This is a genomic window from Serratia nematodiphila DZ0503SBS1, from assembly GCF_000738675.1.
Taxonomy (GTDB): Bacteria; Pseudomonadota; Gammaproteobacteria; order Enterobacterales; family Enterobacteriaceae; genus Serratia; species Serratia nematodiphila.
Genome location: NZ_JPUX01000001.1, coordinates 4,429,618 through 4,451,630, shown reverse-complemented (window position 1 = coordinate 4,451,630; position 22,013 = coordinate 4,429,618). Strand labels below are relative to the sequence as shown.

The following is a 22,013-nucleotide window of genomic DNA, read 5'->3' as shown; positions in this document are numbered from 1 at the left end:
TGTTAATGGCCGTTTTTTAACGCAAGAGGTGACAGGCGTTCAACGCTTTGCTATTCAAATCTTACTTAATTTGATTAAGATCCGAGATGATATTGTTGTGCTTTGCCCTAAAACTACGCAGATAATGAGATTACTAAGGCGTTTAATATAAAGAGAATCGGGCGCCTATCCGGACAGTTATGGGAGCAAACAGAGTTATTTCTCTTTATGGTGCGAAATGGAAATGTGCTTTTAAGTTTTTGTAATACCGCTCCAATAGGGTTCTTTAACAATATCATTGTTCATCATGATATAACTTATCGAGTTTATCCCAAAAGTTACTCACTAGGTTTTAGATTTTTTATAGAATTTTTTCACCGTGGCTTTTAAAAAGAGGGAAAAAAATCATTACTGTCAGTGATTTTCTCGAAATGAAATAGAGCGGGCCTACGGAATTGAGAATATTGATGTTGTCAATAATGCAGCTACTGAGGTTTTCTTTCCACGCAAAATTACTGAGCCAGACAATCCATATATTCTATGTGTATCTTCTCCAAGCGTTCATAAGAATTTTAAACTGATAATTGATAGTTTTGAAAAAATAAATAATAGTTTAGGTTTGGAGTTAAAAATTGTCGGTGCATCGAATAGAAATTTTTCAACAGTTACCTATTCTGCAGTGAGTAATAATTCATATATAAAGTACTATGGCCGAGTTACTGATGAGGAACTGGCAGTGCTTTATTCAGGAGCCTTTGCTTTCGTTTTCCCATCCCTCTATGAAGGTTTCGGAATTCCATTGCTTGAGGCTCAATCTTGCGGTTGTCCTGTTATTGCATCTAATACAGCATCAATGCCGGAAGTGTTGAACGACAGTGCGCTTTATTTTTCACCAACTTGTTCTGAAAGTTTAATTTCACAGATAGAGAAACTATACCATGATGGTGGTTTAAGGGATTCACTGATTAAACGAGGTTTTGAAAACGCTAAGCGATTTAATTGGTTGGCGTCGGCTAATAAAATAAATAATATACTTGAAGGCTACGCAAAAGATAAGCCCTGGAGTGATTAGTGAAAATATTGCATGTCGCCGAAACAATAAAGGGTGGTGTTGCGACAATCATGCGACAACTGGTTATGGAACAGCAAGATACTGAAGATGAGGTATTATGCATTGTTCCGAGACAACAGTTATCTGAACTGGTTGGTGTTAGAGAACATGTGCTTTCTCCATTCAATAGAACTGGAAGAAATACCATGTCATTATTTTTGCTTCTGTTTTGTTTTCTGCGAGTTGTTTTAAATAAAAAACCGGATGTAATTCATTTACACAGTAGTTTTGCTGGCTTTTTATGCCGTTTGGCTTTGCCTATAATATTTGTTTTTTATCACCCCAAAGTGATTTACTGTCCGCATGCCTTTGCTTTCTTAATGGATATTCCTGTTTATAAAAAGCGAGTCTACGCATTTATTGAGCGCATGCTAGAGAAAGTGACGGATAAAACTATTTGTGTCAGTGAATATGAATATAGGGAAGCCATAAAATGGGGGCTTAATCCAGAGCGTTTAGTCATTATCTATAATGGTGTTCAAGATCCTTTGATAGTAACGCAAAAAAGCCCTTATAAATACGCGAATAAAAAGAATATTCTCTTTGTTGGACGGACGGATCACCAGAAAGGTTTTGATCACGTTCTAAATATAACCAATTTGCTTTCTCAGAATGAGGATATACATATCACTGTGATCGGAGACTATGTTATAGAGTATAAGAGTCTTCCTGTATATGGTGAAAAAATAACGTACATAGGCTGGTTGAAGTATGAAGATATTGCACCTTATTTTTTCCATGCAACAGTCTTACTGATGCCAAGTCGTTGGGAGGCCTTCGGCCTTGTTGCCGTAGAGGCGCAAAGTTACGGTTTACCCGTTCTGGCTTTTGAACGAGGTTCACTGCCAGAAATTATTATAAATGGTGTCACAGGTTTTTTAGTTGATTATGGGGATATAAAAGGTTTTTCTACCGTTATTTGCGATAAAAATTTGGATTTTTGGAAAACGATGAGCGAAAGAAGTTATGATAATTACAGTAAAAACTTCAAAAGCTGTTTTATGACACAGAAAGTAAGTTCACTTTATCGTGAAGTTATAAAATAAATATCTAGCTTATCTAATTCATATGAAATTAATTTGACTCGCTGTTCGGTAATTACCTGTCTCTATAACGTGTTGAATTTTATAAAATAGTATTCGGGATGCATAATGAAAAAAACAAATGTTTTTTTTGGCGATTTTACGACAAAACTAATGCTAGCATTGTCAGATATTTTCTTTTTTAACATATCGGTCTATCTTTCGTATTTCATTCTTTACAAATTATTTGATGGGTTAAATAATTATATACCTCAGGATGAGTTTTTTATTCGTTCTGTTGCGCAGTTTGTTATATCTGTAGTGTGTGTTCTTTGGTTCTGGACAAGGCTTAGACACTACACATATAGAAAGCCATTTTGGTTTGAGCTCAAGGAAGTTCTCAGAACGCTAGTTATTTTTGCTGTTCTTGATTTAGCTCTAGTTGCATTTTCTAAGTGGAACTTTTCTCGTTCAGTTTGGGTGTTATCATGGATGTTGATAATTATTTTAGTGCCGTTGGGGAGAGCATTAACAAAAAAAATCCTTAACAAGATGGGGTTGTGGAAAAAACAAACCATAATCATTGGCTCGGGAAGAAATGCCTTTGAAGCCTATGCAGCATTGCAAAGTGAAGAAGTTCTTGGATTTGAAGTTGTTGCCTTTGTGTGTACGGATAAACCATGCGAAGATAATTATTTTGGCATCCCGGTCATTAATTCGGAAGAAGAGCTGTGGCGTTGTGTCAATGTTGAGAGTACGCAATTTATCGTCGCACTTGAATTTGAACAACATGCGCTACGTGATTGGTGGTTGAAAGATCTGGCTAAGCATAATTGTCGGTCGGTTTCTGTTATCCCAACTCTTCGTGGTGTTCCTCTTTATGGCACCGATATGTCATTTATTTTTAGTCATGAAGTAATGATTCTGCGGGTAAGCAATAATTTAGCCAAGCGTTCATCACGCTTCATTAAGCGCACATTTGATATTATTGGCTCATCTCTTATTTTGGTTGCACTTTCTCCCGTGTTGATTTTCTTGACTTACAAAGTTTCAAGAGATGGTGGTCGTCCTATTTATGGGCATGAGAGAGTGGGGCACAATGGAAAGAAATTTAAATGCTTAAAGTTCAGATCGATGGTTCTAAATTCTCAGGAAGTACTTGCAGATTTATTGGAGCGAGATCCTGAGGCCAGAGAAGAATGGAATAAAGACTTTAAATTGAAAAACGACCCACGTATTACAAAGATTGGCGCTTTTATTAGAAAGACAAGCCTGGATGAGTTACCTCAATTGTGGAATGTACTTCGTGGTGAAATGAGTCTAGTTGGCCCAAGACCGGTTATTGAAAAAGAATTGGAACGTTATGCAGGTGATGTCGATTACTACTTCATGGCGAAGCCAGGAATGACAGGATTGTGGCAGGTCAGTGGCCGTAATGATATTGATTATGACACGCGCGTGTATTTTGATGCATGGTACGTTAAGAATTGGGCGCTTTGGAATGACATTGCGATTCTATTTAAAACTATAGGTGTTGTATTAAAGCGTGATGGCGCATACTAACTTTATAATAGTTTATTTTATGGGAATGGATAATGAGAATCGCACTCGATAGCCGATTTATGCAAAAGGTTAGTCAAGGGACTGGAACGTACACAATAGAATTGGCGAATAACTTGGTTTCGTGCATAAATCGCGATGATAAGTTATTGCTTCTGGCGGACGATCCTGCCATTGTTTTAACTAAGCAGGCTGGGCAACCTTTCTTAAATGATAATCGTGTAGAAATAAAGAAGTTGATATCAGGTTGGACGCCTATGAACCTTCTCGGCGGATTTGCACTTGCTGAATGGCGCAATAAATGCGATCTCTTGCATACAAATTATTTATCACCCTTGGTTACAACCAGAAGTACGAAACATGTTGTGACTGTTCATGATGTCATGTTCCGTACGCACAAACAGTACTTCAATCCTAAGTTGACTAAAGGATTGGAAATTTTCACGCCGCCTAGTTTAAAAAAAGCAGATCATATAATTGCAGTTTCTCATTATACGAAAGATGAGATAATCAAGAACTTCGGTGTTAATGAAAATAAAATTACGGTTGTGCACGAAGCTGCGAGCAAGCAGTTCCACGTGAAAGATAAAGTAAAATCTAATGATGTAATCGCTAGTCTGGGTGTGACTAAGCCATATTTTCTTTTTGTCGGGCGGTTTGCCGCGATTAAGAATATTGATAGTGTTATTGCTGCATTCGAGAGACTTGCCGATGCTGATGTGCAGTTAGTTTTGGTTGGAGGGTTCGATCCGGCATTTCCTAATCCTGCCTTGGAAAATAAAATATTTAATAACCCGGATAAAATAAAAGTCCTTCGAGGTGTCTCGAATGAGGACCTTGTTCATTTGTATAACAACACGCTTTGCCTGGTATTTCCAAGTTTTGCCGAGGGATTTGGTTTGCCTATTCTAGAAGCGATGTCTTGCGGGGCTCCTGTCATCACCTCTACCGCAGGTTCCTGCCCGGAAATAGCTGGTGATGCAGCATTATTGGTTAATCCAAATGACCTTTCTCAGTTAGTTAGTGCTATGGAGAATGTTTTTAATGATGCTCAGTTACGTGCCTCTTTGTCAGAAAAAGGTTTAAGAAGAGCTGATACTTTCAGTTGGCAGCGATGCGCAACGGAGACTTACTCTGTTTATGAAAATATCATAGGAAAGTTTTGATATGAAAGTTATTACGGCTATCGGCAAAGATTTCGATTCGTTATGTGATCGGTTGTCTAAAGAAATAATTAAAGAATTTTCCCCTGATGTTATTATTGGTGTTGCCACTGGTGGACGCTATGTCGCTGAGGAAATTGGGAAAAAAATTAATGTTCCGCTTGTTATAATAAAAAGGCAGCGAAATTCTACTAAGAAGAAGTCCAAGTTCAGAATGGCTTCTTTTTTGCCTTTCCTCCCAAGGCCGATAAATGACTTATTGAGAATAGCGGAAATAAAATTCAACGAACGTAAGTTCAGAAAATCCGGAAGAATATTGTCAGTAGGAGCTGTGGCGCATATCTCCGGCGACTTGGAACACCTGCGAAAAGGTAAGAGAATTCTAATTGTTGATGATGCCGTTGATAGTGGTGGTACGTTTATTGATTGCATCAATTTTCTCCAACCGTATCTTTCATCGGATTCGGTCGTTAAAACTGCTGCGTTAAATGTCACATTTGACGAGCCTGCTTTTATTCCAGATTTTTATCTTTATAAGGGCTATCTTATTCGTTATCCCTGGGCTAGTGATGTTAGGAGAAAAGGTTGAAATCCGTATATGATCTTGATGGTACACTTGTGCCATTTAACACTTTTAAAGTATGGGTTGTTCTGTCTTTTTTCATCTCTATTTTTTTCCTTAGATGGTATTTTTTATTCTCTATTATTAAATTCGCCATATGCAGGAAAATTGGGAGAATGGATCGCGTTGGATTTAAGGTGGCTTTATTAGCGATTCAGCAACGCACCAAGTTTTGGCCCTATGTCGGTAAGAAGTACGGAAAATGGTTGGCCCGCCATTCTCTCCGAAAGGATTTGCTCGTTCTAGGTGATAATTCGACTAAGTGCTTGGCAACTGCAGCGCCGGATATTTATGTGTCCTCTTTCTCTCAGGAAGTTAATGATTTTGATGTCACTATATGTGCACATTTTTGCCACTCAGGTGAATTTGTCGAAACATTAAATGTAGTGAAGCTTAAATTCGTTCGGGAGCAATTTTCTGAGGAACCAGATCTTTTCTTTACTGATCATTATGATGATATCCCGTTAGCTATGGCTGCTAAGTTTACCTATATTGTTTCTCCATCAATAAAGTCCGAGAGATTATTTTCCGACATGCTCAATGCAGGGCGTTATACGATAGTATAACGGTACTATTTTAAAAATGATAAAAGCGAGACTGTGTTTATCGTCTCGCTTTTTTTTCGGCTTTAAACCACCTCCAAAGGAGTTCAAAGGAGGTTATTTTTCATTTGGGTTAATGCGGATTTACTCGCTGCCGAATGTTATCACTGGCGTGTCTGCGCTAACCGCTGGTTGACTTTTTTGCGTTGGGTCTTCAATAACGAGAGCCGTAATTTTCTGCGAAGATGGTTTACTACTCGTCATGAGCGACATTATTCTTCCCGTTGTGGAATTCCTTCCCTCCTGCGTATCATTCTTTTTCCAACTAACCCTGGCTTCTTTTTTTCCATTGCTAAAGATTAAATTCACTTTACCATCGGTTGTCACATTGTAATTTTTTACCGAGTAATTTTTTATTAAATCGGCAATTTTCTCGTATGACTCCATGCTTGGCTTTTTACTCCCATTTTTCCTGAGCAATCCAAATCTATGCTCTATATTTTGGTTGTTATCACCATCATCGCTTAAGTCATACCACCAAACTCCTTTTATATATCCCCTGGCTTTTGCAAGAAGAGTATATTTGACAACATATTGGGCTACATAGTCCTCGCTGTACCCAAATTTCCCCGCATTGGTTGGTACGCCAATTTCAGTGATGTAAATAGGGACCTCTTTGCCTACGAGCCTCTTCAATTCTTCTTGATACCCATCGATTTTTTCAATGTTTCCTTCCGGGGTAGTCAGCGATTTATCACTGGATTTAAAGCTATACGGATGTATTGATATCCCATCTATATAATTGAGCATGCCCAGCTTTATCAAGTCATCGGACCATTTTAATCCATCGTTTCCTAAAGGATCGAAGGAGCCTGCAAGCACGATAGCTCCGGGGTCTGCCCTCTTTATCGCTATAGAGGCCTGCTTGATGAGTTTGTAGTAGACCTGAGCTGGAGGAGGGGCTGGTGATTTATTATGCGTGCCGGTGCCAACACTCCACTCATTCCAGATCTCATAATACTTGACCTTTCCTTTAAATCTTTTTGCTGTCCAGTATGCATAATTTGCATAAGCTGCGATAGATTCATCGTTGCTGGCATATCCACTTTTATCATAGAGATCATTGCCATAGGCTAGAACGGCAATGGGGTTCATACCATAGTTTTTATTTGCAACTAAGAGAGACTTATCTACACGTATAAGTTTATCTACAGGTTGATAGGTGCCTTTCTGTTGTTCAACTAACCCCCAAAGGTAATCATCACGAAAGGAATTAAAACCATAGTTACTTATCAAGTTCAAATAATGATCTTGCTCTTCTGGATACCAGCGTAGGTGTGTGTTAATGCCAATCTCGAAGGCATAACCGATTTTCAGAGGCAGGGTAGCAAGAAGTGTGCCGAGTATAAATTTGAGAGAGAAGGGGGGCAGTTTCATGAACGTCATCGTCTTATCTCGCTGAGGTCAGTGTGAAAATAATAGATTGGTTTTACAGGTATTTTTACGCTTTCAAGCGCGAAAGTAACTAAGGTTATTCCTAATGTTAGCTAAGCAATCACTCGTTAACTAAATGCAGGAAAGATTAGTATCAATCTGCGCTATTAGGATTATTTTTATATTTTCTTTCTCATCTTGACATCATTGAATTTAGATACTTTCTTTGTATGTATCTACTGCTTTAACCATAGGAGTATTGAAACTGACGACTCATTGATTTTCATGCATTTTTGTTTTGCTTGTTCTTGCTTTGTTCTTCAGCGGCAAATTGCTGTCTGTAACGTTTTTTGAATGGCTTCTCTAGGAGAATACACATGTCATCTCTTGTCTCACAGCAGACTGGTGCTGCGCTTTACTATGCTGTTCTTGGTAAAGCAGCATCCGCGGCGACGTTCGATAGTGCCGGGCAACTTCTTGAAAATGGTGGAACTTCAGCGCAATATGTCGCTCAGATTCTCTCTTCCAGTGCAGGTCAGGCGTTATATAGCGGGAAGAGTACTAGCGATATTGTGAGTGCGATATATACCAACGTTTATGGCTCAGCACCTAGCGCCGGTGTTTTAGCTGCTTTGCTTGCTGGAGGGCAGCCCGCGGCAAATATCGTTGGCGGTTTAGTCAGTGATCTCTTAAATTACAATGGCTTTGATTCAACCATACTTTCTCAACAAACTGCATTTGATAATAAAATCGATGCCGTATTGTATCCTTCGGCGAATACTGCAGCCGCGGCCGGTAATGGCGCTTCTGATGTATTAGCGATCTACTATGTTCTTGGGTCCGTGCAATCAGCTGCGGGTGTCAACTATTGGGGGGCGGCAATTAATGATGGTTCCAGAACATTCTCCGTCGCCGCTCAGAGTTTTGTTAATGAGCGCAGTTATATTAACACTTTGAGTAATCAGGATTTTATTACCAAGCTCTTTACTCAAGGTTTTAAACGGCCGCCAGATAGCACCGAGTTAAATACTTACTTGACGGAACTGCAAGGCGGAGCAACGCGTGGTGATGTTATTGTTGATTTCATCAACTCGTTGCGTGGCAGTGTCAGCAGCTCTGATGCCGCCGCTAAACAGGCGTTTACACTGGCAACAACTGCTTACACTGCTGGCAGCTTACCTGGCTTGAATTACCAGGAACAGGCTGCTGCTGTGTTCCTGGCCGTGCCGGAGCGCGGCATTGACGCCGTAGGTTTGGATAGCTGGAGCAAGTATCTGGCATCTGGCGCGGCATATACTAAGTTTATTACCAGTGCATTAGCTTCTGATGAATTCCAGCGGAAAGGCGCACAGCTGACTGGTGATAACTTTATCCAACATGTTTACACCGCTGTTCACGGTACTGCAGCTACGCCGGCTCAGCTGGCGCTTTACAGTGCTTTGGGGACTGATAAATCGGTTATTACCCAAGCCATCATTAATGACCTGCGGACTTCAACGGCTACTGACGCGGTTACTGTCACTCAGCAGCACGCATTTGAGTTTGATATCGGTACCAGCCTGTTGTACAAAACCGCGGCTAGCCTGACGACTACAGCCGCCGGTGGTAACGCTACGGGTACTGTGAACACCGGTATTTCTCATCAAATCAGCAACGCCGAAACAGCGGTACTGACGAATGTCCAACTGAACGCCAATGCCGCCAGCACCGTGAACCTGAAGTTCGCCGACCATCTGGCGAATCTGACTATCAACGGCACCAGCGCAGCAACGGTCAACCTGTCTGACAACGGCGTTAATCCAGGCGTAGATATCACCGTCAATAACGGCAACGTCATCCTGAATGCCAGTTCGGGTGCGGATGACGTAGTCGTCACATCGACGGCAAACATTGCGGCCGGCACGGCGCAGTTTAACCTTGGTGCCGGCAACGATAGCCTGCACTGGGCAGGGAACGGCGTTTCCGGCGGAGCTAACACCGTCGCCAACACCGTCAAGGCTGACGGCGGCACGGGGACGGACTCCATTTCCGCCAACTTCATCACCAAAACCGTGGTGACCAACCAAAACGCCTTGGGCATTCGCTCCAGTACTGTTTCGAGTAATGCCAACAACTTCTCGAACTTTGAGAAGATCGACCTGACCGGCTATATCGGCAAGTCTGTCGGCACTTTGACTACTACGCCGGCGATTGGGTCACCGACCACCACAACCGTTACTACGCCGAACAACACCTTTGACTTTGGCTTGACCAACGGAACGTCCACGGTGGAAGGGACTAACGGCGGCACGGTTACGCAGAACGCGGCGGCCACCAATCTGGGCACGCAAGGATTTGTGATCTCCGGGTTGGCTAACGTCAACGTCATCAACGCCGCCGGCGGCAACGCTGCGCAGCTGGAAGTGAAAGGAGACGCCACTTCAGCCAGTACGCTGAACTTCACTTTCGTGCAGAACGCCACCGATCACTTCAACATCAACTTCGATGCGGTGAGTTCCGCCAACGTGAATGCTGGCGCCATCACTCTGAACAGCAGCAGCAGCCTGATTGGCGGTACTCCGTTGAGCACGGTGAACGTGGCTTCAGGCGGTACAGGTAGCTTTGACAACATTCTGTCATTGGCCGGCACCAATGCGCAGGTTCAGACCATCAACGTGACCGGTGATCACGCGCTGGATCTGACCCTGGGCAGCGGTTTCAGCAACGTGCGTGATATCAATGCGTCCACCAATACCGCTGGGCTGAATCTCGACTCCAGCCATGGCGGTACCGGTGACGGTATCATCATTCAGTTGCTGAACATTCTGCCGCTGAGCGTCATTACCACCAACCTGTTGGCGCCGGTGCTGCAGACGTTGGGCCTGAACGGCTACCAATTGACCGTAGAAGGTTCCAGTGCTGCCGATACCCTGGGCGTGATTGGCAACACCACGCTGACCGGTGGCGCAGGTGCCAACATCTATGACATCAAGGCGAGTAACACGCAGGCGGGTGTGACCATCAAGGACTTTAGCAGCCTCAAAGACAAGATTGTCGATGTTAACCATGGCGGTCTGACTATCTCCAATGACGCCAGCGGCACGGCGGTCGCGGACTACGGCACACGTTCCGCAGACACATTGGATGCGCTGTTGGGGACGCTGGTGGGCGGTTTGACCAACGGCGTTATCGGCCTGCTGGGCGGTATTCTCGGTCTGGACAGCAGCAACTCGCTGACGTCGAAAGTGGGTGTGGCATCCGTAGTATTCAGCGGTGGCGGTAATACTGCCAGCTCTTATGTGATTATCGACAACAACGATAACCATGCGCTGGATCTCAACGATACCGTGGTATACCTGACCGGGCAGAACCACCAGCAATTGGTGGATACTCTGCACTACGCGTAAGTAGGGGTTCCAGTGGGAAATAATTCCCATTGAAACTGTTAGCAAATAAATAATACGGGGTGTGTGAACACCCCGTATTATTTGAATTTTGTGAACCACGTCATTATCTCTGGTTTATTCCCTTTCGTACTAAACTTGCTTTACCCTGCCTACTATTTACCCTTCTGTTTTCATTTGTTTTTTTCTGTGGTTCGTGAGGCGATTTTTTTTGCTTACGGCCTTGCTGATATCCGCTTTCTCTACCTATAGTTAGAAAAAGTATCTGCAGTCTCGAGCATGTCTGGGGTGGGGGTTCTTTAGGATTTATTTCATTTTTCCCTTTTTAGGATTTTCCTTATAAGAGTCCAATGCGGATTTTGACTGACAGTGCACATGATGTAAGGGCAGAAAGTGAATCAATTTATACCGCGCAATGAAATTGCGGATGTTATACGGACTCGCAGTAAGGTTTTTTGGACCGTTGGCATATTTACCGCATTTATTAATTTATTAATGCTAGTTCCTTCTATCTATATGCTCCAGGTTTATGACCGGGTGCTTCCTTCTCGTAATGAAATCACGCTGTTAATGCTGACGCTGATCATGCTGGGCATGTTCGGCATGATGTCGCTGTTGGAATACGTGCGCAGCATGGTGGTGATCCGTATCGGCAGTCAGCTGGATATGCGTCTCAACACGCGAGTCTACACTGCGGCCTACGAGGCGAATCTGAAAAACGGTTCGTCTGACGCCGGCCAGATGCTGAGCGACTTGACCAATCTGCGCCAATTCCTTACCGGCAGCGCGCTGTTCGCCTTCTTTGATGCGCCGTGGTTTCCGATCTATCTGTTGGTGATATTCCTCTTTAACCCTTGGTTGGGGCTTTTCGCCCTGGTCGGTGCGCTGTTGCTGATCGCATTGGCGGTGATCAACGAAATGGTGTCGAAAAAGCCGCTGGCGGAGGCCAGCAAGCTGTCGATTATGTCCGGTACGCTGGCCAGCACCAATCTGCGAAATGCCGAAGTGATCGAGGCTTTGGGGATGTTGCCTAACCTGAAACGCCGGTGGTTCGGTCTGCACCAGCGGTTTTTGAACAGTCAGCGCATCGCCAGCGAACGCGCATCGCGGGTCACATCGATCACCAAGTTTGTGCGCATGTCGCTGCAATCGCTGGTGCTGGGGCTGGGGGGCTGGCTGGCGATCGATGGGCACATTACGCCCGGTATGATGATCGCCGGCTCCATTCTGATGGGGCGAACGCTGGCGCCGATTGAGCAGGTTATTAACGTCTGGAAGAGCTACAGCGCGGCGAAGCTTTCTTATGGCCGGTTGGTCAAGCTGCTGGAAACGCACCCGCAACGTGGTACCGGTATGTCCTTGCCGCGTCCGGAAGGGGTACTCGCAGTAGAAGGCGTCACCGCCACGCCGCCGGGCTCCAAAGGCGATGCGGTATTGCATAACGTGACTTTTGCCATCCAGCCCGGTGACGTGCTGGGGATCATTGGCCCGAGCGCGTCGGGGAAATCGACGCTGGCGCGTTTGCTGGTCGGCATTTGGCCGGTCAGTGAAGGGATTGTTCGGTTGGATAATGCTGACATCTATCAGTGGAACAAGGATGAATTGGGGCCGTATATCGGCTATCTGCCGCAGGACATTGAGCTGTTTGCCGGGACTATCGCCGAGAATATCGCTCGCTTTAACGATATCGACTCAGAGAAAGTCATTGAAGCCGCTAAGCTGGCCGGTGTGCACGAACTGATCCTGCGTTTCCCTAACGGCTACGATTCGGTGCTCGGCAACGGCGGCGCTGGGTTGTCCGGTGGACAGAAACAGCGTATCGGCCTGGCGCGCGCCTTGTACGGCGATCCTTCGCTGGTGGTATTGGATGAGCCTAACTCCAATCTGGATGATGCGGGCGAGAAAGCGTTGAACCAGGCGATTATGTTCCTCAAGCAACGTAATAAAACGGTGGTTCTGATTACCCATCGCACCAATTTGCTGTCGATGACCAGCAAGTTGTTGCTGTTGGTGAATGGCAACGTCAACGCGTTCGGCCCGACTCAACAAGTGCTTCAGGCGTTGGCCAATGCGCAAAAAGCCCAGACGCAACAGCCTCAGCAAGCGGTGAGGGCGGTAAATTCTGAGCCGGATGAAGGCAACATCCCAAAAACGCAAATTAATTAAGCCGTGAATTGCCTGATGGCTTTATTGCCATCCGCAGTTTAAAGGAGTTGGTATGTCGACGCATATTGGCGAGCCGCAAGACTCGTATATTGAAGAGATCCCGCAGGACGAACGGCGGTTTACCCGGATGGGCTGGCTGGTAGTGGGAATTGGTCTGTTCGGATTTCTGGCCTGGGCAGCGTTCGCCCCTCTGGATAAAGGGGTGGCATCACCGGGATCGGTAACCGTTTCCGGCAACCGCAAAACGGTGCAGGCCCCGGCCAGCGGCATCATCAAGAACATCGCGGTGAAAGACGGCGACAAGGTGAAAGCCGGTGAGGTTCTGGTGCAATTGAGCCAGGTGCAGGCACAGGCTCAGGTTGATTCGCTGCGCGATCAGTACTACACCACGCTGGCCACTGAAGGGCGTTTACTGGCTGAACGCGATGGTCTGAGCAAGGTCACTTTTTCCCCTGTTTTCACCCAGGTTAAGGATCAGCCGCGCGTGGCCGAAATCATCGCGTTGCAAACGCAGCTGTTCGCCTCTCGCCGCCAGGGGCTGCAAAGTGAAATTGACGGTTATAAGCAGTCGATGGATGGGATCCGCTTCCAGTTGAAAGGCCTGCAGGATTCGCGCGCCAACAAGCAGATCCAACTTTCCAGCCTGCGTGAGCAGATGAACAGCATGAAGCAACTGGCGGCGGACGGTTATTTGCCGCGCAACCGTTATCTGGAGGTCCAGCGCCAGTTCGCTGAGGTGAACAGCAGCATCGATGAAACCATCGGGCGGATTGGTCAATTGCAAAAGCAGCTGCAGGAATCTCAGCAGCGTATCGATCAGCGCTTCGCCGACTATCAGCGCGAGGTCAGGACGCAACTGGCGCAAACCCAAATGGACGCCAGCGAGTTCCGCAACAAGCTGCAAATGGCCGACTTCGATCTGGGCAACACCGCCATCACCTCACCGGTGGATGGCACCGTGGTCGGATTGAATATTTTCACTCAGGGGGGCGTCGTGGGAGCGGGTGACCACCTGATGGACGTTGTACCCAGCCAGGCGACGCTGGTGGTGGATTCTCGCCTGAAAGTCGATTTGATCGACAAGGTGTACAACGGGTTGCCGGTGGATCTGATGTTTACCGCCTTCAACCAAAACAAAACCCCGAAAATTCCGGGGACGGTCACGCTGGTTTCCGCCGACCGCCTGGTCGACAAAGCCAATGGAGAACCTTACTACCAGATGCAGGTCACGGTCTCGCCGGAGGGCATGAAGATGCTCAGTGGCGAGGACATCAAGCCGGGGATGCCGGTCGAGGTGTTCGTGAAAACGGGCTCACGCTCGCTGCTGAGTTATCTGTTTAAACCTATTTTGGATCGCGCTCATACTTCATTAACCGAGGAATAATTTTGATTCAATCAAAACGACAGGCTGCCGGTCTGGTTATCGGCACCCTTTTGTTTGCGATATCTGCGCCGGTTTATTCGATAGGGATTTTAGACGCATATTCGCTGGCATTAGAGAAGGACCCGACTTTCCGGGCGGCTATAAAAGAGAAAGAGGCGGGAGATGAAAACGAAAACATCGGCAGGGCGGGGCTGCTGCCGAAGGTATCGCTGAACTATCAGAATTCGCCGCGCAACTGGCAGACGCAAAAGTACCCGCAGAGCGACTTTTTCGGCAATGTTTCGGAGGTCACCCGGCGGCAGCAATATCGCAGTTATTCCAGTTCGATCACGCTGACGCAGCCGCTATTCGACTATGAAGCGTACGCGCGCTACAAAGCCGGTGTGGCACAGACGATGATGTCGGACGAGCGCTATCGCGGCAAGTTGCTGGATCTCGCTGTTAGGGTGATTAACGCCTATGTCGAAGTCGCCTATTCCAAGGATCAAATCGCGTTGGCCGAAGCGCAAAAGGCGGCTTACAAGGAACAGCTGACCTTGAACGATCGCCTGATGAGCGCGGGTGAAGGCACCATTACCGACGTATCGGAAACCCAGGCGCGCTACAGCCTGGCCGAAGCGCAGGTAATTGAAGCGCGCGACGCGCTGGACGCCGCACAGCGCGAGCTGGAAGTGATTATCGGTATGCCGCTGAACCAACTGGATGAATTGCAGGTTTTGCGGCCGGGCAAGTTCAAGGTGGCACCGCTGATCCCGTCCAGGTTCGAAGATTGGCAGAAGATCGCGCTGGAGAACAACCCGGTGCTGGCCGCGTCGCGTCATGGCGTGGATGCCGCCAAGTATGATGTCGAAAGGAATCGTGCGGGCTTTATGCCTCAGGTTCAGCTGTATGCTTCGCATTCGGAAAACGACTCCAGCAGCGATAATACGGTTAACCAGAAATACCGTACCGACAGCATCGGCGTGCAGGTCAGCATGCCTATTTATTCCGGCGGCGGCGTTTCGGCGTCGACCCGGCAGGCGGCGGCGCGCTATGGCCAGGCGATGTATGAAATGGATGCACAGACGGGCACCACGCTCAACGATCTGCGCAAGCAATACAATTTGTGCATCAGCAGCCGCGCCAAGGTAGCGGCCTATGAATTGGCGGTACAATCGGCTACTACACAGGTGACGGCGACTCGGCAGAGCGTGCTGGCCGGGCAACGCGTCAACGTCGATGTGCTCAACGCCGAACAGCAGCTCTATAGCGCCCAACGCGATCTGGCCTCCGCCAAGTACGCCTACATCAAATCATGGATCACCTTGCTGAGCGACTCCGGTACGTTGGATGAAAAAGACGTTATGCGGGTCGCGCAGTATTTTGCTCGCAGTCGTTAGCAACATATTCACTATGAGCATTAATCTGAAAGAGCAGCGCTATGCTGCTCTTTTTTCGTTAATACGTTATGTTATCGGCAGGTTGTTCCTCCTGTGTTTTTACTCGTCGGGTTTATTTCTGAACATCATTCCTGTAAAGGGCTGTAGGTTAGAGGAATTGATACTTTTAGCAAAAACGCGGCGATGGGTTGATGATCGTATGAATTTTAGAATGATGACGTCAGTGACGTGTAGCGTCTTCGTTTAGGAAAGATGGCGGAGTAAAGGGTAGATAATGTCCAAATTAATCCCTGTGGTTATGGCCGGCGGTGCTGGGAGCCGTCTGTGGCCGATGTCGCGAGAATCGTTCCCTAAACAGTTTCTTTCTATTGATGACAGTGGGATGAGCCTGCTGCAACAGACGTTACAGCGCTTGTCGGGGCTGGGCGGTATTGAAATTGCCGCTCCTTTGGTCATTTGCAATGAGGAACATCGTTTTTTGGTTGCCGAGCAATTGCGTGAAATCGGACAATTAGCGACCAATATCATTTTAGAGCCCGTAGGGCGCAATACTGCGCCGGCAGTGGCGTTAGCCGCTCATCTTGCAGCGGAAGAAGACGAAGACAGCATGCTCTTGGTGCTGGCTGCAGATCATCTGATCACGAAGGTCGATAATTTTCACGCGGCGATCCAAACGGCTATCTCGTTTGCAGGCAATAACCATCTGGTCACGTTTGGCATTATTCCGGAACATCCGGAAACCGGGTACGGCTACATCAAACGCGGCAGTCACCTGTCCAATGATTGTTTCAAGGTTGATGCATTCGTGGAAAAACCACGTTTGGAGAAAGCGGTCGAATACCTCGCCAGCGGAGATTATAGTTGGAACAGCGGTATGTTCATGTTCAAGACCGCCAAGTTCTTACAGGAATTGCGGCAGTTCAGCCCCGACATCTTTAGCACAACCCAGCAGTCTGTGGTTAAGAGCCAACGCGACATGAATTTTATCCGGGTTGAGCAAGACATCTTCAAACACTGTCCAAGTGATTCCATCGACTATGCGGTGATGGAAAAAACGCGTGATGCCGTAGTGATTCCCATTGATGCCGGCTGGAGCGACGTCGGCTCTTGGTCTTCATTGTGGAACGTTTCCGAGAAAGATCCGTTGGGCAATGTCAATGTGGGTGACGTTATTTCGATCGACTCCAGTGACAATTACATCTCTTCGGAGTCTGCGTTGGTGGCAACCATTGGGTTGGAAAACCTGATCGTGGTCAACACCACTGACGCCTTGCTGATCGCTCATAAGGATAAAGTACAGGATGTAAAGAAAGTGGTTGATGAGCTTAAAAAGCGCAATCTTCATCATTTTCGCCAACATTCCACCGCCTACCGGCCCTGGGGCAAGATTTGCGACATCGACAGCGGCACGCACTTCCAGGTGAAGAAAATCATTGTGCGGCCAGGGGAGGGGTTGTCGGTGCAACGCCATCTCCACCGTGCCGAACATTGGATCGTTGTGAGTGGGACAGCAAGAGTTAACGTTGATGATCAAGAGTTCTTCTTGTCGGAAAATCAGTCTACCTTCATTCCTGCGGGCAGTGTCCATACGCTAGAAAACCCGGGAAAAATCGATTTGGAAATGATCGAGGTCAGGTCGGGGCGCTATCTGGAAGAAGATGATATTGAGCGTTTGCAAGATCGCTATGGCAGAGTTTAACAGGGTTTGGTAATGCAAAAATTGACGTGTTTTAAAGCTTATGACATCCGGGGAAAGCTGGGCGAAGAGCTGAATGAGGACATCGCGTATCGTATTGGGCGTGCCTATGGCGAGTTTTTGAAGCCCAAACGGATCGTGTTGGGCTGCGATGTGCGGTTGACCAGTGAAAGCCTGAAACTGGCGCTGGCGAAAGGTTTACAGGATTCTGGCACTGATGTGATAGACATCGGTTTAACCGGTACCGAAGAAATCTATTTCGCCACAACCTATTTAAAAACCGATGGTGGCGTGGAAGTGACCGCCAGCCATAATCCTATCGATTACAATGGCATGAAGTTAGTGCGCGAAGGCTCTCGCCCAATCAGCGGCGATACCGGGCTACGAGCGATTCAAGAACTGGCGGAGAAAAATCACTTTCAGGCGCCGGCAGCAACGCGCGGTAGCTATGTCCGCCAGGACGTATTGGGGGCTTATGTAGAGCACATACTGTCTTACGTCGACGTGAAAAACTTCAAGCCGTTGAAGCTGGTGCTCAACTCGGGCAACGGTGCGGCAGGGCATGTGATTGATGCCATCGAGGCGCAACTCAAGGCGCGGGGCGTGCCGTTGGAGTTTATCAAGGTGCATCACCAGCCGGACGGGGCTTTCCCTAACGGTATTCCCAACCCTTTGCTGCCTGAATGTCGCGCGGATACCGCCGATGCGGTGCGTGAGCATGGCGCTGATATGGGGATCGCGTTCGACGGCGATTTCGATCGCTGCTTCCTGTTCGATGAAAAAGGCGATTTCATTGAGGGTTATTACATCGTCGGCTTGCTGGCGGAAGCCTTCCTGCAGAAACAGCCGGGAGCGAAGATCATCCACGACCCGCGTCTGAGTTGGAATACCGTCGATGTGGTCACCGATGCGGGTGGCGTGCCCGTGATGTCGAAAACCGGCCATGCTTTCATTAAGGAACGCATGCGTGCGGAAGACGCCATTTATGGCGGTGAGATGAGCGCCCACCACTATTTCCGTGATTTTGCTTATTGTGACAGCGGCATGATCCCGTGGCTGTTGGTTGCCGAACTGGTCAGTGTGAAAGGACAAACTTTGGGGCAACTGGTACAGGATCGCATTGCCGCCTACCCGTCTTCCGGTGAGATCAATATCAAACTGACACAGCCGGCCGTGTCCATTGAAAGCGTCAAGCAATACTATTTGGCGCAAGCGGATGAGGTAGACTATACCGATGGCATCAGCATGTCGTTCGCAAACTGGCGTTTCAACCTGCGTTCCTCCAATACGGAACCTGTTGTGCGTCTTAATGTCGAATCGCGCGCCGATGTTGCGCTGATGCAAGCGAAGACCGATGAGATTTTGGCGTTGCTCGGTGCACAAATTTAACGATTAATACATTGAATAGTCTAGGATGAGAGCGGTTTTACCGCTCTCTCTTCATGGTACGCCCAGAAGGTTGTATGATGCGCCCGGTATCGATAAGGGCGTTTTTGTCGAATCAAGAATGTTGCGAAGTATAAGGGGGGGATATGGCAATTTTAGTTACCGGTGGTGCTGGTTACATCGGATCACACACCGTGCTATCGCTCCTGGAGCGTGGCGAGGACGTCGTGGTGTTGGATAATTTGTCCAACTCATCTGCGGAGTCATTGCAGCGGGTGGAGAAACTGTCGGGGAAAGCCGCAGAGTTCCATCAGGGAGACGTTCAGGATGCCGAATGCCTGCAGCGCATCTTTGGCGCTCATGAGATCACTGCCGTGATCCATTTCGCCGGTCTTAAGGCGGTAGGGGAGTCAACGCGCAAGCCGCTGGAGTATTATCAGAATAACGTTACCGGCACGCTGGTGTTGTTGGATGCTATGCGTCGTGCCGGCGTGCACGACTTTATCTTTAGCTCTTCTGCCACTGTCTATGGTGCCAATTCGCCGGTACCTTATGTAGAGACGACACCGATCGGCGGGACAACCAGCCCTTATGGGACATCAAAGTTGATGGTGGAGCAGATCCTGCAAGATTTCGCTAAAGCAGAGCCTCAGTTCTCGATTATCGCCTTGCGTTATTTTAATCCGGTAGGTGCTCACGAGTCCGGTTTGATTGGTGAAGATCCCAATGGCATTCCCAATAACCTGCTGCCGTACATCTCACAAGTGGCTATCGGCAAGCTGGAGAAGCTGGGTATTTTCGGTGGGGATTATCCGACAAACGATGGAACGGGAGAACGCGATTACATCCATGTCATGGACCTGGCCGAAGGCCACCTGAAGGCGATGGATCATCTGCCAAAGATCAATGGATTTAAGGCCTACAACCTTGGGGCTGGCGTAGGGCATTCGGTGCTGGCGATGGTTCAGGCGTTTGAGAAAGCGTCAGGCGTAACGATCCCTTATCAGATCTTGCCACGTCGTGATGGCGACCTGCCTGCTTTCTGGGCCAATGCCGATCTGGCTTATCAGGAGCTGGGATGGAAAGTCAGCCGAGGCATTGATGATATGATGCGCGATACTTGGAATTGGCAGCGCACTAATCCACAAGGTTACCAAAAGTAATACCTTACAGATAAGCTCCCTCTCTTTGTTAGATCATGATTGCGGTTTGCGATCGCAATCATGCATCCCACCAGGATACACATTCTTTAAATATTATAACGTATTTAACAATGCGATCGCGATTGTTACACGGGTTAAGCCCTTTTCGGGTGCTGAGTGAGCGTTCATCTCAGATAAGCCTGAAAAAGCGGATAATCTACAGGTGTTTTGATGGTTAAGGTGGTAGCATACGCAGCAAAAATATTTATTATATCCGTCCCCTATACCTGACAGGGGGGGACACGAGTATGGCTTTTTGTGCCATATGCGAGGTACAACAGTGTGGCGAGTTTTGGCCATGGATAAAATTCAAAAGCAAGATCAGTCGGTTGGTAGCTGTTGAGCCAAGGGCGGTAGCGTGATTTTTGCAGGCCTTCGTCACCGTGAGAGGTTGAGTAATCTCCTGTATTATCACTGCCAGCGAAATGCCCTTCGTTGCTGTTTGGCCTTCATCTAAGCACTGCATAAGGCAATAGTAAGCGCGATGATTGAACGTTATGTATTGGTGTGACCTAACTTAACATATTGTATTTAAAGCTTTATATATTTTTAGCGTCATAAGGACAAAAAATGTTATTACCTGTAATTATGGCAGGCGGTACTGGTAGCCGTTTATGGCCGATGTCACGAGAACTCCACCCTAAGCAGTTTTTGCGCTTGCACAGCGTAAATTCAATGCTTCAGGAAACGTTGAAACGACTCGATGGCGTGGAGATCGGTGAGCCTGTTGTAATCTGCAACGAAGACCACCGTTTTATGGTGGCTGAACAGCTGCGTCAAATTGATATGTTGTCACACAACATTATCCTGGAGCCCATTGGCAGAAATACTGCGCCAGCGATTGCTCTGGCTGCATTGAATGCTACCGCAGCAGGTAACGATCCCATCATGCTGGTATTGGCAGCAGACCATATCATCAAGGATGTGAATGTTTTCCACCAGGCGATCGAAGCAGCATTGCCTTACGCAGCGGAAAAAAGCCTGGTTACGTTTGGTATTGTGCCGACAGGTCCAGAAACTGGTTATGGTTACATCCAGCGTGGAGAGTGCTGCGATGATAAAGCGGTGGCCGCTAACGTAAAACGTTTTGTTGAGAAACCTGATCTCGCAACCGCTCAGGCTTATGTCGACTCCGGTGAATATTTTTGGAACAGTGGTATGTTCATGTTCCGTGCCAAGCGTTACCTGGAGGAACTGGAGGCATTCCGTCCCGATATCCTGGCTGCCTGTCGCCGCTCGCTGGATGATACCGAATGTGACAAAAACTTTATCAATGTCAATCGCGACGCCTTTGCGAGTTGCCCAGACGAGTCGGTCGATTATGCGGTAATGGAAAAAACACAAGATGCGGTCATGATCCCGCTGGATGCCGGTTGGAGTGATGTCGGCTCATGGTCTGCATTATGGGAAGTCAGCCAGAAAGATGGGGCTGGTAATGCATTGACCGGCGACACTTTCCTGCATAATACCCGTGATTGCTATATCAATACTGATGAAAAATTAGTTGCGGCTGTTGGCGTAGATAATCTGGTTATTGTTAACACTAAAGATGCCGTTCTCGTGGTTGATAAGTCGAAAGTTCAGGACGTTAAAAAAGTTGTTGAGTATCTGAAAAAACATAAGCGGAGTGAATATCGAAGACACCGCGAGGTTTATCGACCATGGGGTATTTGCGATATTTTGGTTGCTGAAAAGCGTTTTAATGTCAATCGTATCACCGTTAATCCCGGGGAAGCATTTTCTCTGCAAATGCACCATCACCGCACGGAACACTGGGTGGTTCTTTCTGGTACGGCTAAAGTAACAACGGGGGATAAAACGTTCTTACTTACAGAAAATCAGTCGACATTCATTCCAATTGGGGTTGTCCACCGTTTAGAAAATCCCGGAAGTATTCCTTTGGAGCTGATTGAGATTCAGTCAGGCTCTTATTTAGGTGATGATGACATTATCCGTATTAAAGATCATTACGGTCGTTGCTAAT

General features: G+C 47.1%; 15 protein-coding genes. 14 read left to right on the top strand and 1 reads right to left on the bottom strand.

What is annotated here, in order from left to right; translation table 11 throughout:
- Positions 1-415: 415 nt before the first annotated feature.
- The 6 genes from JL05_RS25210 to JL05_RS20560 all read left to right on the top strand — a co-directional run bounded on the left by JL05_RS25210 (position 416) and on the right by JL05_RS20560 (position 6,023).
- Positions 416-1,051 (top strand): glycosyltransferase, encoded by a 636-nt coding sequence (locus tag JL05_RS25210; protein ID WP_081877846.1) that lies wholly within the window; start codon positions 416-418, stop codon positions 1,049-1,051.
- On the top strand, positions 1,051-2,136 hold the full coding sequence (locus tag JL05_RS20580; RefSeq protein ID WP_033633511.1) for a glycosyltransferase: 1,086 nt from the start codon (positions 1,051-1,053) through the stop codon (positions 2,134-2,136). The genes JL05_RS25210 and JL05_RS20580 overlap by 1 nt, the downstream gene beginning before the upstream one ends.
- Before the next feature lie 105 nt (positions 2,137-2,241).
- Entirely contained in the window at positions 2,242-3,675 is a 1,434-nt protein-coding gene (wbaP, locus tag JL05_RS20575) for an undecaprenyl-phosphate galactose phosphotransferase WbaP (RefSeq protein WP_033633510.1), read from the top strand.
- A gap of 32 nt (positions 3,676-3,707) precedes the next feature.
- A complete protein-coding gene (locus tag JL05_RS24390; protein ID WP_060559049.1) occupies positions 3,708-4,838 on the top strand; it encodes a glycosyltransferase family 4 protein in 1,131 nt (376 codons plus the stop codon).
- A 1-nt stretch (position 4,839) separates the two neighbouring features.
- Entirely contained in the window at positions 4,840-5,424 is a 585-nt protein-coding gene (locus tag JL05_RS20565) for a phosphoribosyltransferase (RefSeq protein WP_033633509.1), read from the top strand.
- On the top strand, positions 5,421-6,023 hold the full coding sequence (locus JL05_RS20560) for a haloacid dehalogenase-like hydrolase (protein WP_060559056.1): 603 nt from the start codon (positions 5,421-5,423) through the stop codon (positions 6,021-6,023). Before JL05_RS20565 ends, JL05_RS20560 begins: the two co-directional genes overlap by 4 nt.
- 120 nt (positions 6,024-6,143) lie before the next feature.
- Here JL05_RS20560 and JL05_RS20555 read toward each other — a convergent pair whose 3' ends face one another.
- Positions 6,144-7,445 (bottom strand): cellulase family glycosylhydrolase, encoded by a 1,302-nt coding sequence (locus tag JL05_RS20555; protein WP_050501268.1) that lies wholly within the window; start codon positions 7,443-7,445, stop codon positions 6,144-6,146.
- A gap of 365 nt (positions 7,446-7,810) precedes the next feature.
- Here JL05_RS20555 and JL05_RS20550 point away from each other — a divergent pair, with 365 nt between their 5' ends.
- From JL05_RS20550 to JL05_RS20515, 8 genes are all read left to right on the top strand, one after another.
- On the top strand, positions 7,811-10,819 hold the full coding sequence (locus JL05_RS20550; protein WP_033633508.1) for a beta strand repeat-containing protein: 3,009 nt from the start codon (positions 7,811-7,813) through the stop codon (positions 10,817-10,819).
- A gap of 390 nt (positions 10,820-11,209) precedes the next feature.
- Positions 11,210-12,982, top strand: coding sequence for a type I secretion system permease/ATPase (locus JL05_RS20545; protein ID WP_028127960.1), 1,773 nt, complete (start codon positions 11,210-11,212; stop codon positions 12,980-12,982).
- A 52-nt stretch (positions 12,983-13,034) separates the two neighbouring features.
- A complete protein-coding gene (locus tag JL05_RS20540; protein ID WP_004938859.1) occupies positions 13,035-14,366 on the top strand; it encodes an HlyD family type I secretion periplasmic adaptor subunit in 1,332 nt (443 codons plus the stop codon).
- Between the two features lie 2 nt (positions 14,367-14,368).
- Positions 14,369-15,745 (top strand): TolC family outer membrane protein, encoded by a 1,377-nt coding sequence (locus JL05_RS20535; RefSeq protein WP_033633507.1) that lies wholly within the window; start codon positions 14,369-14,371, stop codon positions 15,743-15,745.
- A 274-nt stretch (positions 15,746-16,019) separates the two neighbouring features.
- On the top strand, positions 16,020-17,444 hold the full coding sequence (locus JL05_RS25485) for a mannose-1-phosphate guanylyltransferase/mannose-6-phosphate isomerase (protein ID WP_033633506.1): 1,425 nt from the start codon (positions 16,020-16,022) through the stop codon (positions 17,442-17,444).
- Positions 17,445-17,456: 12 nt separating this feature from the next.
- Complete coding sequence (cpsG, locus tag JL05_RS25480) at positions 17,457-18,830, top strand: phosphomannomutase CpsG (protein ID WP_033633505.1); 1,374 nt, start codon at positions 17,457-17,459, stop codon at positions 18,828-18,830.
- A gap of 143 nt (positions 18,831-18,973) precedes the next feature.
- Positions 18,974-19,990 (top strand): UDP-glucose 4-epimerase GalE, encoded by a 1,017-nt coding sequence (gene galE, locus JL05_RS20520; RefSeq protein WP_015377241.1) that lies wholly within the window; start codon positions 18,974-18,976, stop codon positions 19,988-19,990.
- 609 nt (positions 19,991-20,599) lie between these two features.
- Positions 20,600-22,012, top strand: coding sequence for a mannose-1-phosphate guanylyltransferase/mannose-6-phosphate isomerase (locus tag JL05_RS20515; RefSeq protein WP_033633504.1), 1,413 nt, complete (start codon positions 20,600-20,602; stop codon positions 22,010-22,012).
- The last annotated feature ends 1 nt before the right edge of the window (position 22,013 follow it).